This window comes from Spiractinospora alimapuensis (assembly GCF_018437505.1).
Classification (GTDB): domain Bacteria; phylum Actinomycetota; class Actinomycetes; order Streptosporangiales; family Streptosporangiaceae; genus Spiractinospora; species Spiractinospora alimapuensis.
Genome location: NZ_CP072467.1, coordinates 5363685 through 5376714, shown reverse-complemented (window position 1 = coordinate 5376714; position 13030 = coordinate 5363685). Strand labels below are relative to the sequence as shown.

Annotated in this window: 11 protein-coding genes; 2 read left to right on the top strand and 9 right to left on the bottom strand. The window is 69.4% G+C overall.

All coding sequences use genetic code 11. The annotated features are described in order from the left end of the window. Positions 1–153: 153 nt before the first annotated feature. Positions 154–822, top strand: coding sequence for a peptidoglycan-binding domain-containing protein (locus J4H86_RS25000; RefSeq protein WP_236540772.1), 669 nt, complete (start codon positions 154–156; stop codon positions 820–822). 99 nt (positions 823–921) lie between these two features. On the opposite strand, the gene J4H86_RS24995 is transcribed toward J4H86_RS25000, so the two are convergent. Both J4H86_RS24995 and J4H86_RS24990 read right to left on the bottom strand, forming a co-directional pair. Further along, a complete protein-coding gene (locus J4H86_RS24995) occupies positions 922–1695 on the bottom strand; it encodes a fumarylacetoacetate hydrolase family protein (protein WP_236540771.1) in 774 nt (257 codons plus the stop codon). Next, entirely contained in the window at positions 1695–2384 is a 690-nt protein-coding gene (locus tag J4H86_RS24990) for an ABC transporter substrate-binding protein (RefSeq protein WP_236540770.1), read from the bottom strand. Before J4H86_RS24990 ends, J4H86_RS24995 begins: the two co-directional genes overlap by 1 nt. 145 nt (positions 2385–2529) lie before the next feature. On the opposite strand from J4H86_RS24990, the gene J4H86_RS24985 reads away from it, so the two are divergent. After that, a complete protein-coding gene (locus J4H86_RS24985; protein ID WP_236540769.1) occupies positions 2530–3378 on the top strand; it encodes a patatin-like phospholipase family protein in 849 nt (282 codons plus the stop codon). Positions 3379–3523: 145 nt separating this feature from the next. Here the strand turns inward: J4H86_RS24985 and proB are convergent, their stop codons facing one another. The 7 genes from proB to J4H86_RS24950 all read right to left on the bottom strand — a co-directional run bounded on the left by proB (position 3524) and on the right by J4H86_RS24950 (position 12960). After that, positions 3524–4654, bottom strand: coding sequence for a glutamate 5-kinase (proB, locus tag J4H86_RS24980; protein ID WP_236540768.1), 1131 nt, complete (start codon positions 4652–4654; stop codon positions 3524–3526). Between the two features lie 101 nt (positions 4655–4755). Continuing rightward, on the bottom strand, positions 4756–6117 hold the full coding sequence (obgE, locus tag J4H86_RS24975; protein WP_236540767.1) for a GTPase ObgE: 1362 nt from the start codon (positions 6115–6117) through the stop codon (positions 4756–4758). A 70-nt stretch (positions 6118–6187) separates the two neighbouring features. Then, complete coding sequence (gene rpmA / locus J4H86_RS24970; protein WP_236540766.1) at positions 6188–6448, bottom strand: 50S ribosomal protein L27; 261 nt, start codon at positions 6446–6448, stop codon at positions 6188–6190. 11 nt (positions 6449–6459) lie between these two features. After that, positions 6460–6774 (bottom strand): 50S ribosomal protein L21, encoded by a 315-nt coding sequence (rplU, locus tag J4H86_RS24965; RefSeq protein WP_236544166.1) that lies wholly within the window; start codon positions 6772–6774, stop codon positions 6460–6462. Between the two features lie 207 nt (positions 6775–6981). Continuing rightward, positions 6982–9786: an Rne/Rng family ribonuclease gene (locus tag J4H86_RS24960; RefSeq protein ID WP_236540765.1), complete on the bottom strand. Its 2805-nt coding sequence runs from the start codon at positions 9784–9786 to the stop codon at positions 6982–6984. 83 nt (positions 9787–9869) lie between these two features. Further along, the gene (locus tag J4H86_RS24955; RefSeq protein WP_236540764.1) at positions 9870–10601 is read right to left on the bottom strand and encodes a TIGR03936 family radical SAM-associated protein; all 732 of its coding nucleotides are present in this window, start codon (positions 10599–10601) and stop codon (positions 9870–9872) included. Positions 10602–11022: 421 nt separating this feature from the next. Beyond that, positions 11023–12960, bottom strand: coding sequence for a TIGR03960 family B12-binding radical SAM protein (locus J4H86_RS24950; RefSeq protein WP_236540763.1), 1938 nt, complete (start codon positions 12958–12960; stop codon positions 11023–11025). Positions 12961–13030 lie beyond the last annotated feature (70 nt).

The following is a 13030-nucleotide window of genomic DNA, read 5'->3' as shown; positions in this document are numbered from 1 at the left end:
CAGACACGTTTAGACAGACGCGCAACCGCGCCCCAGGTTCACGCCGCGCCGTGGTCGTCCGCAAGCGGACAGTGCGGAATCGCAGGCCAACCGGGCGGTGAGAGCGCCCGTCCTGTCTTACGTAACCCGCACGCGGATCCCATTGGGGGAGACATGACGATGATGCGCAGCCTGGCCCGGAAGTCGACCATCGGTCTCGCGAGCGTCGCCCTGCTCGGAGGCGGGATGGTCGCCACATCGGCGACCGCCACGGCCGAGGAAGGACCCATCGAACCCGCCGACGCTCCGGACATCATGGACCGTCCCTGGCCGGAGTATCCGAACGACACCGACACCCACATCAACATCTACGCGGCCACCATCATCCTCGGCGCGGAGGTGGACGAGAACGGGGACCAGTTCTACGGGGACCACCCAATTCCCAACTACACCACCGCTGTCGAGGACGCCGTACTGCTGTACCAGGCGGACCGCGGGCTCGGCGAGCACGGGGAGATGAAGGAGGAGTTCTGGGGTCATCTGGACACCATCCAGTTCGACCGAAGCACTCCCAACCCGGACTGGGGGCCGGACCCAGTCAAGTGGTACTACGACCTCGGTGATGAAGGGGCTGGGGTGCTGGCGATCCAGAACCTGCTGATCAACTACGGCTACATGCCGGACAACTCCGACAACGGCGAGTACGACACCGACACGATGGACGCGGTGAAGGAGTTCCAGCGTGACCAGGTCTGCGAGGAAGTCGTGGCCGAGGCCCAATCACCGTGTGACGACGGCTGGGTCGGCACGGTGACCTGGCGCGCGCTGGTCACCGCCGGATAGGCCATTCTGGCCCCCTCCGGGTGGGTGGGCCGAGGCATGAGCCCCCGTCCCACCCACTTCCCCTCTGGAGGGCCCGGGGGTGGTCACGACCTCTTGGTCCTACTCCGCGGTCTCGATGGTGTTGGTCAACGTTCCCAGGCCACTGGCCGACACCTCCACCTTGTCGCCAGGCCGTACGGGGCTTACGCCCTCGGGGGTTCCGGTGAGGATGATGTCGCCGGGGAGGAGTCGGGTGAACGCGGTGACGTACTCGATGAGGAACGGCAGGTCGAAGATCAGGTCTCTGGTCCGACCGCGCTGGGTCACCTCCCCGTTGACGGCGCAGGTCACCTCGACGTCGGTGGGGTCGAGCTCCGTCTCGATCCATGGCCCCACCGGGCAGAACGTGGCGAATCCCTTTCCGCGGGTCCACTGCTGCCCCGGGTCGGTCTTCTGGAGGTCGCGGGCGGTGACGTCGTTGGCGCAGGTGTAGCCGCCGATGACTGACGGCGCGTCGGCCGCGCTGACCTGGAACGCGGGGCGGCCGATCACCACCGCGAGTTCGGCCTCGGGGTCCACCCGTTCCGACTCCGGCGGATAGCGAACCGCCGCCCCAGGACCGACCACGGTCGACGCCGGTTTCATGAACAGCAGCGGGCGGGTGGGCACATCGTTGTTGAACTCCGCCGCGTGGGCGGCATAGTTGCGGCCCACACACACGATGGTGCGCGGGATGACCGGCGCCAGCAGTGCCGCCTCCCCGAACTCCATCGGGACGTCGTCGACGGGGTACTGGCCGAACGGTGGGGCGGCGAGCGGACGGATCACGTCGTCCGTCCCCAGCTCCCCCCACACTGGCGTCCCGTCCTGGCCTCGATAGCGGACTACTCGCATCAGCACCCTTCCGTGTAGTCATTCGTCCACAGGACGCCCTCACTGGGGTCGCCCCTCTCCTCGGAGATCCCCGCCTCGTGCAGGGTTTCCAGGGAGGTGCCCAACAGGTCCTCGTCCAGACACAGCGTCTCCGGCATCGCGGGGAGCATCGCCTCCAGCGAGGTGCGTGTTTCCTCGGTGTCCGCGCCAAGATAGTCGGCGGCGATCGCGGCCGCCGCCTCGGGATCCTCATGCGCGAACTCCACCCCCTTGGCGATCGCGCGGCCGAACGCCTCCGCGGTCTCGGGGTTGTCCTCTGCCCAGCCCCGGTCGGCGGCCCAGGCGGTGAACACGAACTCCGCGAACTCCGGGACGTCGTCCTCCGGGCCATTGATGAGCACCGTGCCGAACCCCTGGGCCTCGGCGATGAACGGAGTGGGCGGTGAGAGGTGGTAGGCGTCGATCTGCCCCTCCTCCAGAGCGGCGAGGAGCGCGGGCCCACCTCCGACCGCGATGATCTCGGCATCGCGCTCGGGGTCGAGTCCGGCCCGGCGCAGGGAGTAGCGCATGAAGTCGTCGGTGCTGGACCCGGGACTGGTCACGCCGAGTGTGAGGCCGTCCAGCGCGGCCAAGCGGTCCTCCAGGTCGGAGTCACGGGAGACGCCGAGGTCCTGTGCGACGTCGTTACGCTCCGGTCTGACTCCGGACATGGCCGCCCTTGGGGGACCGACCCCTTCTCCTCAGCCTGTCGGATCCGGCTTCGGTGTTCCCGCGGCGCCTCGTCGCTGTGGAGGGGGCACGCTTCCCGGACGGCGAGTGGGGCATAGATGCTGGTAGAAGGTGGAGGTGGTGCCCATGTCAGTCGATGCTCAGCACCACGGAGGCACGGCGTTCGTGCTGGGTGGCGGGGGCGCGCTCGGGGCGTATGAGGTCGGCATGTTGCGCGCCCTGGCGGAGGCCGGCATCGCACCCGACCTCGTGGTCGGAACCTCGGTGGGGGCGATCAACGGCGCTTCGCTGGCGGCCGATCCGACGTCCGCCGTGCGGCGGATGAGCGAATGGTGGCGGTCCGGCGTGATCGGTCACGTCTTCTCCGGGTCACTGCTGCGGCGGGTCACCACCCTGGCCCGGACCGGTACCGCGCTGCACTCACACCACGAGCTACGCCGTCTCCTCACCAACTCGCTGCCGGTCGACCGCATCGAGGACCTCCAGGTCCCGTTCCAGTGCGTCGCCGCCAGTGTGGAGCGCGCCTCCGCCCACTGGTTCACTCATGGCCCTCTCGTGGACGCCGTGCTCGCGTCGTCCTCCGTGCCAGGGGTGCTGCCACCCGTCGAGATTGACGGGGTTCACTACTACGACGGGGGTCTCGTGCACAGCATCCCCGTCGGCCGGGCCGTACGCCTGGGTGCCACCCGGATCTACGTGCTACACGTTGGGCGCATCGAACGTCCACTGGCGGTCCCCCGTTGGCCTTGGGAGGTGGGCCTCGTCGCGTTCGAGATCGCGCGCCGGCACCGCTTCACCGAGGAGATCGCCACGCTGCCGCCGGATGTGGAGGTCCATGTCCTCCCGACGGGAGCCGACCCGCGCGCAGAGCCGAGCCAGCTTCGCTACCGGGCGTCCGGCAACATCGGCGACCGCATCGAACGCGCCTACCGGGCTTCCACGGAGTACCTGGAGTCCTCGATCTCCCGAGCCTGAGAACCCCGGACCCCCCACCCGCCCGGAGATGGGTGCCCTCGACCCCGTCATGGCAGGTGAACGCGCACACCTACCGGATGGATGCGCGTTGGCTCTGATGGGGGTGGAGAGATTCTGGTGGAGGTGTTCCCCGGAGCGGTGGGCCTCAGCCCAGCAGCACCAGGTCATCACGGTGGACGACCTCGCGCTCGTAGGCGGGACCCAGCTCACGGGAGAGCCACCGCGTTGACCGGCCCATGAGGTGGGGAATCTCGGTGGCGTCGTAGTTCACCAGGCCGCGGGCCCATACGCGGCCATCCTCGTCGACGAGGTCCACGGGGTCGCCGGCGGTGAACTCGCCTTCGACCTTGACTAAACCGGCGGGAAGCAGGGACGCCTTACCCGCGGTGAGGGCACGCACGGCCCCCCAGTCCATGATGAGTCTGCCCCGGCCGGTGGTCGCGTGGGCCAGCCACAGTTGGCGCGCCGAGGGGCGCCTGCGCTGTGAGGGCGCGAAATAGGTACCGACCACCTCACCGGCCAACGCGGCGTGGGCGTTGGCGGCGGTGGTCAGGACGGTGGGGACCCCGGCGCTGGTGGCGATCTCCGCCGAGGCGATCTTGGTGGCCATGCCGCCGGTCCCCACGCCGCGGTTGCCAGCGCCGCTGGTGTCCACGTCCTTCAGGGCGCGAACGTCACCGACGTACCCGATGCGCTTCGCCGCGGGCGAGCGCGGATCGGTGTCGTACAGCGCGTCCACGTCGGAGAGCAGGAACAGCGCGTCCGCCCGCAACATGTGGGCCACCAGAGCCGCCAGCCGGTCGTTGTCGCCGAACCGAATCTCGTGCGTGGCGACGGTGTCGTTCTCGTTCACGATCGGCACCGTCGCCAGGTCCAACAGTCTGACCAGGGTGCGTTGGGCGTTGCGGTGCTGGGCTCGGCGCATCATCTCGTCGGCGGTCAGCAGGACCTGGGCCGCGGTCAGCCCGTGCCGGTTCAGGGCACGGCCGTAGTGCGCCAACAACAGCCCTTGCCCCACGCTCGCGGCGGCCTGCTGGCTGGCCAGGTCGTGCGGCCGGGTCGGGAACCCGAGGGGGGCGAGACCCGCCGCCACCGCCCCGGAGGACACCAGCACGATGGTCGCGCCGGAGCCCCGCCGTTCGGCCACCACGTCGACGAGCTCGTCGATGCGGCGGGTGTCGATACCGCCGTCCGGTGTGGTCAGCGACGACGAACCGACCTTGATCACGATGCGGCGGGCCGTGGCGACGTCCGCGCGGAGCTCCTCCCCGCTCATCGTTCCCCCGAAGTCATTGGCCCCTGACCTTCACTCTGCCCACACGGTCACATTGCCCCACCGCCGCCCGCCGGCCTCTCCCGCCGGGACGGGCGCGCGTCTCACCCGAGGCGGCGGTCCGTCCCTCGCGGCCCGATCGCTCCCCCGGTGTCGGCGATCGTCGGGTCCCAGTCGAAGACGACCGCGTCGTCGTCGCCAATGTGCACCTCTGCCCCGGGCAGGGCCCCGGCCTTGGTGAGGGCGTCCTCGATGCCCAGGCGGTTCAGGCGGTCCGAGAGGTAGCCGACGGCCTCGTCGTTGGAGAAGTCGGTCTGGCGCACCCATCGGGTCGGCTTCTCGCCGACGACGCGGAAGGTGTTCTGTCCGACCTCCTTGACCTCGAACGCCGACGACCCGAGTTCGCGGGGCCGCAACACGACGCGGGTGGGTTCGGCCTCGGGCCGACTGGCCCGGTCGGCGGCGACGACCTCGGCCATGGCGAAGGACAACGCGCGCAACCCCTCGTGGCTCGCGGCGGAGATACGCAGGGTCCGTACGCCGCGCTCCTCCAGCATGGGCTCCACCATGTCGGCGAGTTCCCGCGCCTCCGGGACGTCCACCTTGTTCAGGACCGCGATCCGCGGACGCTCGGTCAGGTCGACACCGGTCGCCTCCCCGTAGGCCCGCAGCTCCTCCTCGATGACCTCGAAGTCGGTGATGGGGTCACGGCCCGGTTCCAGGGTCGCGCAGTCCAGCACGTGCACGAGCGTGGAGCACCGTTCCACGTGGCGCAGGAACGACAGACCGAGGCCCTTGCCCGAGCTCGCCCCGGGGATGAGGCCCGGAACGTCGGCGACGACGAACTGCACGTCGCCCGCCTCGACGACCCCCAGGTTGGGCACCAGAGTGGTGAACGGATAGTCGGCGATCTTGGGGCGCGCGGCGGACAGCGCGGCGATCAGTGAGGACTTGCCGGCACTGGGAAAGCCGACCAGGCCGACGTCGGCGATGGTCTTGAGCTCCAGGCGGACGTCCAGCGCGTCACCGGGTTCCCCCTTCAACGCGAACCCGGGCGCCTTGCGTTTGGGTGAGGCCAGTGCGGCGTTGCCCAGCCCGCCGCTCCCGCCCTGGGCGATGACGATCCGGGTGCCGACACCGACCAAATCCGCGATCTGTTCCCCGTCCGGGGAGGTGACGACCGTACCGTCGGGGACCCCCAACACGAGGTCGGTTCCCTGGGCGCCGTCACGGTTGTGGCCCTGTCCCTGCTGGCCCTTGTCCGCGGCACGGTGCGGCCGGCGCTGGTAGTCCAGCAGGGTGCGGACCCGGGAGTCGACCTCCAGCACGACGTCGCCGCCGCGCCCCCCGTTGCCACCGTCCGGGCCGCCCAGGGGCTTGAACTTCTCACGGTGCACCGAGGCACATCCGTTACCGCCGTCGCCTGCCGTCAGATGCAGTACGACCTCATCGACGAAATCCGGCACGGATCCTCCCAGGAGACACCAATAGGGCGGGCCAGGTACCTGGCCCGCCCTGACAAGTTAGTGCGCGCCGTTACTCCGCCGGCGCGGACACGATGCTGACGGCCTTGCGGCCGTTGCGCTGCACGAAGCGCACCGTTCCCGGGGTGAGCGCGAAGAGGGTGTCGTCGCCGCCACGCCCCACGTTGTCGCCCGGGTGGTACTTGGTGCCGCGCTGCCGGACGAGGATCTCGCCCGCCTTGACGACCTGGCCGCCGAAGCGCTTGACTCCGAGGCGCTTCGCGTTGGAGTCGCGCCCGTTCCGGCTGGACGAAGCGCCCTTTTTGTGTGCCATGCCACGCTCTCCTAGCTGCCCGCGGTGATACCGGTGACGCGGACCTGCGTGTACTTCTGGCGGTGGCCCATGCGCTTCTTGTAACCGGTCTTGTTCTTGTACTTCATGATGTTGATCTTGGGGCCGGTGGCCTCACCAAGGACCTCAGCGGTCACCTGGTAGCCACCCAGTTCCGAGGCATCGCTGATGATCTTGTCGTTGTCCACGACAAGCAGCGGCTGCCACGTGACGGTGGAACCAGCCTCGTCAGGGAGCCGGTCGACGTTCACCACGTCGTCGACAGTTACTCGTTCCTGCCGGCCGCCCGCTCGCACGATCGCGTACACCGAGATACTCACTTCCTGCTCAAGCCGTAGCTACCGAACGCGCTTCCCATTGACCACGGCCGCGCTCCGATGGAGAGTCCTGAAGGGGTTCGTCTCCAGGGCCGCGTGAGCCGGGTCCTAGCGCATGAGAACCAGGCTGCCTGACGCGCCGAAGTCCAGATTATCAGTTTCCGAAAGCGTTCACTCCACCAGCGCTTCCGCCACGGGTCACGTGGCCTCGGCCACCGCCGTCGTGGAACCGCTGCTGGACGTCTTGGTGCGGCGGGTACGCCGACGCTTGGGCCGCTCGGCCTTGTCGCCGTCGCTCTCCGCGCCGTCGGCGGCGTCACCGCCGGCGTCGTCGGAGGAGGCGGCCGGTTCGTCCGACTCAGCCGGTGCCGCGTCGCTCGCCGCCGCCTTGGCGCGGGAGGACCCGGAGTTCGACCGCTTCTCCTTCTCCCCGCCCGCGGACTTGCCCGCCTTCTGACCCTTCGCCGACGCCTCGGCCGGAGTCTGCTCCTGGGCGGCCTCGCCGCCGGAGTCACCCTCGGACTTGGCCGACTTCTGCGCCTTGCCCTTCTTCTTCTTGCCACCCGCCTGGGCGCCCGAGCCGGACTGCTTGGCCTCGGGTGCGTCCGGCGAGACGATCAGACCACGACCGTTGCAGCAGTCACAGGTCTGGGAGAACGCCTCCAGGAGGCCCTGGCCCACCCGCTTCCGGGTCATCTGCACCAGGCCGAGCGAGGTGACCTCGGCGACCTGGTGCTTGGTGCGGTCCCGGGACAGGCACTCCAACATGCGGCGCAGGACGAGGTCCCTGTTGCTCTCCAGGACCATGTCGATGAAGTCAACGACGATGATGCCGCCGATGTCACGCAGCCGAAGCTGCCGAACGATCTCCTCCGCCGCCTCGAGGTTGTTCTTGGTGACCGTCTCCTCGAGATTGCCGCCCTGACCGGTGAACTTCCCGGTGTTGACGTCGATGACGGTCATCGCCTCGGTACGGTCGATCACCAGCGAGCCACCGCTGGGCAACCACACCTTGCGGTCGAGGGCCTTCGCGATCTGCTCGTCGATCCGGTAGTCCTCGAAGACGTCCGTCTCGCCCTGGTGGTGCGTCAGCCGCTCGGCCAGGTTGGGCGCGACGTAGTTGACGTACTCCTCGACCGTGTTCCAGGCCTCCTCGCCGGAAACGACGAGGCTGGCGAAGTCCTCGTTGAAGACGTCGCGCACGACGCGCACCGTGAGGTCCGGCTCCGAACTCAGCAGCTTCGGCGCCGTGGCCGACTTGGCCTTCTTGGAGATCGACTTCCACTGGGCGGCGAGGCGCGTGATGTCGCGCTGGAGTTCCTCCTCGCTGGCGCCCTCGGCGGCGGTGCGCACGATGACACCCGCGTCCTCGGGCATGACCTGCTTGAGGATCTGCTTGAGGCGGGCGCGCTCCTTGTCCGGGAGCTTGCGGCTGATGCCCGTCATCGAGCCGTCGGGAACGTAGACCAGGTAGCGGCCCGGGAGGCTGATCTGACTGGTCAGTCGTGCCCCTTTGTGACCGACGGGGTCCTTGGTGACCTGCACCAGTACGGACTGGCCCGACTTCAGCGCCGACTCGATGCGCTTGGGCTGCCCCTCCAACCCGGTCGCATCCCAGTTGACCTCACCGGCGTACAGGACGGCGTTACGCCCTTTGCCGATGTCCACGAACGCCGCCTCCATGGAGGGCAGCACGTTCTGCACTCGACCCAGGTAGACGCTGCCCACCAGGGACTTGTGGCTGGAGCGGTCGACGTAGTGCTCGACGAGGACGTCGTCCTCGAGCACCGCGATCTGGGTGCGCTCACCGGCGCGGCGGACGATCAGGTCCCGCTTCACCGACTCGCGGCGGGCCAGGAACTCCGACTCGGTCACGATCGGCGGGCGGCGGCGGCCCTGCTCGCGCCCCTCACGGCGGCGCTGCTTCTTGGCCTCCAGCCGGGTGGAACCCTTGACGCCCTGGACCTCCGCGTCGCCACTGGTGGCGCGGGGTTCCCGGACACGGACCACCGTGTTCGGCGGGTCGTCGGAACGGTTCTCCTCGCCGTCGCCGGCCTCGGCGGAGGATCCACGGCGTCGGCGCCGACGCCGACGCCGGCTCCCGTTCTCCCCACCGTCGTCGGCGGTGTCGTCCTTGGCCGCGGACTCGCTCGCCTCGGCGGTGTCTGTGGCGTCGGACGTGTCGGTCGAGCTCTCCTCGGACTCGCCGGACTCGGCGCCGTCCTCGCCCTCGGCGGCGCGGGTACGTCCCCGTCCCCGCCCGCCACGGCGACGGCGACGCCGCGCGGGACGAGAGCCCTCGTCCTCACCGTCGGTGTCCTCGTCCTCGTCGATCTCGGCCTCGGTCTCGGTGTCCTGCTCGGCGCGCACGCCGTTCCGGCTCGCCGGTTCCTGCTCCGTGGGCGGCTGGAACACGAGCTGCGGCGGCTGGAACGCGACGGTGGCCGCACTCCGGCTCGCGGGCGCACTGGGTGCCACGTTCTGGGAAGCCACAGTCTCGGGTGCCTCAGCGGACCCGTCGGGCTGCGGCCCCGGTTCCGCCGCGGCAGGCTCGCCGGAACCGGGGGTCTCGGTGGCCGGCTCGGACTCGGCGGACGCGGCGTCGGCGGCGGTGTCCGGCTCGGCCGCGGCGCGCGTCTTCGACCGAGACTTGGCCGGTGCCTTGGTCTCCGTCTTCGTCTTCGATCCGGTCGACGCCGCCTTGGTCGACTTGGTCGCCTTGGTCGACCGTGTCGACTTCTTGGTCGTCGCGGGGGGGTCGGAGGACTCGGTGTCGTCCGTCGAAGGCTCGGCCGCCGCGTCGGAGTCCGAGGCGGGGGCGGTGGTCGTCGCCGTGCGCACAGGTGCTGGCGCGGGCGGCTCCGGCGGTGGCCCCGCCGGTCGCACCGCGGGCTTGCGCCGTTCCGGTGCGGCCGAACCGTTCTCGGTGATGTGGTCCTCTCCCGTTGTGTTCTGGGTCTCGTGGGTGCTCTTGGCACCACTCGTTGGCTCGTTGTCGAGCATCCGGGCGCTCTCCCGTCAGCATTCCCGGGCGCGGCATCGGGCTCGCCGCTGCCGCGGCACTCGGGAACTGTCGATTCTCGTTATCAAACGCCGTCACCGCTGTTCGCGATGTCGGCGTGAAGCTTTGATGGGTGTTCCTGGACCCGCTCACGCGTGTCCTCCACCGTGAACTCGTTCTCCCGGCCCTGCGCCATACGCGTCACCCGGGGCGGGGACGGTGGCGTTAGTCCGGACACCGAGTTCAGTGCCGCCACGACGTCGTCCGGGCGGACGGTGGTGTCCCCCTGTCGTGTCACGGCGCGCAGCGCGCTGTGCTGCGCCTGCGGATCGTTCTCCACCCAAAGGCCCAGGGTCGCGGCGCGAACGTCGACGGATCGGCGTCCTTTCTTCGTCACGCGTTCGACCTCGACCTGGTCCCGTTCGAGGAATTCCGCGACGGCAGCCGCCAACGTCGTCGGAACCACTCCGGGTAGTTCGATCCGCCAGTCCGAGGCCTCCAGGACTCCGGCGAACCCACTCTTCTCCCCTGGGTTCAGCGGTGTCACGTCCACGATGTCGAGGCCGGACGGAAGACTTGTGTCCAGTGCGCTTCGCGTCCGTTCCGCGTCCCACGGTTCGGTCAGCGTCAGCTCAAGGTACTCAGCCTCGCTCGCGACCCCGGTGGGGGCGGCGCCGGCATAAGAGATCTTGGGATGCGGTGTGAAGCCTTGTGAGCTGGCAACAGGGATCCCTGCGCGGCGAAGCGCGCGTTCCAAGGCCCGGGCGATGTCACGATGGCTCGCGAAGCGCATTCGGCCACGCTTGGCGTAGCGCACGCGCAAATGTTGGACCTGGTCTGTGCTCGAGGGCGAGACTCCCTCACCTGCGGGGGGCAGCGCTCCTCCCTTCCCTAGCTCTCCGGCGGGCATTCCTCCGCCTCACGCGAACGGGCCCACCTGGACAGCCCGCACACTATTCAGACTACGGTGCCGCCGGCCACGTTCGTGCCATCGCCGCGCACCGTCGAGGTGTACCTACCTCAATTCGATAACAATAGGCATGGTGGGCCTGTTCCCGCATCCTCGACGGAGCCGGGGATCTTTCCGGCCCAACCGCCGCCGCAGGCCCGGAACCGGCCGCGACGCGGTGCTCCGGGCGCGCGGAAAACGCCGTGAAATTCGTGTTGACACCGCACCCCTGACGCCGCGCCCCGCCCCGTGTCGCACCCGTGTGGTCCCACGCCGGGGGCGTGGTGTCTCACGTCGAGGCGACGGACAGGGGCAGCATACGCCGCCCTCCGGAGTGCACCTGGATCTCGGTGCCGAGGCTCGGGCAGACCCCGCAGTCGTAGCACGGCGTCCAGCGGCAGTCGTCGACCTCCATGGTCTCCGTGCCGTGCAGAGCGTCCTGCCAGTCCTGCCACAGCCAGTCACGGTCCAGCCCCGCGTCGAGGTGGTCCCAGGGCAGGACCTCGTCCTCGTCCCGCTCCCGCACGGTGTACCAGTCGACGTCGAGGCCTTGCCGGGCGAGGACCTTCTCCGCGCAGGCCACCCACCGGTCGTAGCTGAAGTGCTCGCTCCAGCCGTCGAAACGACCGCCGTCGCGCCACACCTCCTCGATCACCGCGCCCAGGCGCCGGTCTCCGCGTGCCAAGAGACCCTCGATGATGGAGGGCCTGCCCTCGTGGTAGCGCAGGCCGACCGAGCGGCCGTAGGTCCCGTCGGAGCGGATGGCGTTGCGCAGCTTGGACAGGCGCGCGTCGACGACCTCGTGCGGAGTCTGGCCGGCCCACTGGAACGGGGTCTGGGCCTTGGGGACGAACCCGCCGATCGAGACCGTGCAGCGGATGTCCTTGCGGCCGCTCACCTCGCGGCCGGTCTCGATGACCCGACGCGCGAGCGCGGCGATGGCCAGCACGTCCTCGTCGGTCTCCGTGGGCAGGCCGCACATGAAGTACAGCTTGACCTGCCGCCAGCCCGAGGCGTAGGCGGCGCTGACCGTACGGATCAGGTCGTCCTCGGTCACCATCTTGTTGATCACACGGCGCATGCGCTCGCTGCCGCCCTCGGGCGCGAAGGTGAGGCCAGAGCGACGCCCGTTGCGGGTGAGTTCCTCGGCGAGATCGATGTTGAAGGCGTCCACGCGGGTGGACGGCAGGGAGAGCCCGGTGTTGGTGCCCTCGTAGCGGTCGGCCAGCCCCTTGGTCATGTCGCCGATCTGGCTGTGGTCGGCGCTGGACAGCGACAGGAGGCCGACCTCCTGGAAGCCGGAGGACTCCACGCCGCACTGCACCATCTCGGTGACGGTCTCGACGCTGCGCTCTCGGACCGGCCGGGTGATCATTCCGGCCTGGCAGAAGCGGCAGCCGCGCGTACAGCCCCGGAAGATCTCCACGCTGTAGCGCTCGTGGACGGACTCGGCCAGCGGCACGATCGGGTTCTTGGGGTAGGGCCACTTGTCGAGGTCCATCACCGTGTGCTTGGTGACCCGCCACGGCACGCCGGCCCGGTTGGGGCGGTAGGAGGTGATCGGGCCCGCCTCGGCGTACTCGACGTCGTAGAAGCGGGGGACATAGACCCCTCCTCCGGCGGCCAGTCGCGTGAGCAGGCCGTCACGCCCCTCCGGCCGCCCCTCGCGTTTCCACTCCCGGATGACCTCACAGATCGCCAGGGCGATCTCCTCACCGTCGCCGAGCACCACGGCGTCGAGGAAGTCGGCCATTGGCTCGGGGTTGAAGGCCGAGTGACCGCCGGCCAGCACCACCGGGTCGTCCACGCCCCGGTCCGCGGCGTACAGCGGGACGCCCGCCAGGTCGAGCGCGGTGAGGAGGTTGGTGTAGCCCATCTCGCTGGAGAAGCTCACGCCGAGCACGTCGAAGGCACCCACCGGGCGGTGGGCGTCGAAGGTGAACTGCGGCACCCCGTGGCTCCGCATGAGCTCCTCCAGGTCGCTCCACACGGAGTAGGTGCGCTCGGCGAGCACGCCCTCACGCTCGTTGAGGACCTCATAGAGGATCTGGACACCCTGGTTCGGGACCCCCACCTCGTAGGCGTCGGGGTACATCAGGGCCCAGCGCACCTCCGCCTCGTCCCAGTCCTTGACGACCGAGTTGAGCTCTCCTCCCACGTACTGCACGGGCTTGCGCACGCTGGGAAGCAGGTCCTCCAGTTGAGGGAAGACGGACTCAACGGGCATGCGGACTCCCCCAGGGATCGGTGGTAGGAGTCTCCCAGGCTACCCGCCTGCGCGCTCCGACACTGCGGAG

Coding starts and splice junctions, on each gene's coding strand:
- J4H86_RS24950 (WP_236540763.1), bottom strand. CDS start 12,960: ATGCCCGTTGAGTCCGTCTTCCCTCAACTGGAGGACCTGCTTCCCAGC.
- J4H86_RS25000 (WP_236540772.1), top strand. CDS start 154: ATGACGATGATGCGCAGCCTGGCCCGGAAGTCGACCATCGGTCTCGCG.
- proB (WP_236540768.1), bottom strand. CDS start 4,654: ATGAGCGGGGAGGAGCTCCGCGCGGACGTCGCCACGGCCCGCCGCATC.
- J4H86_RS24985 (WP_236540769.1), top strand. CDS start 2,530: ATGTCAGTCGATGCTCAGCACCACGGAGGCACGGCGTTCGTGCTGGGT.
- rpmA (WP_236540766.1), bottom strand. CDS start 6,448: ATGGCACACAAAAAGGGCGCTTCGTCCAGCCGGAACGGGCGCGACTCC.
- J4H86_RS24960 (WP_236540765.1), bottom strand. CDS start 9,786: ATGCTCGACAACGAGCCAACGAGTGGTGCCAAGAGCACCCACGAGACC.
- J4H86_RS24995 (WP_236540771.1), bottom strand. CDS start 1,695: ATGCGAGTAGTCCGCTATCGAGGCCAGGACGGGACGCCAGTGTGGGGG.
- J4H86_RS24990 (WP_236540770.1), bottom strand. CDS start 2,384: ATGTCCGGAGTCAGACCGGAGCGTAACGACGTCGCACAGGACCTCGGC.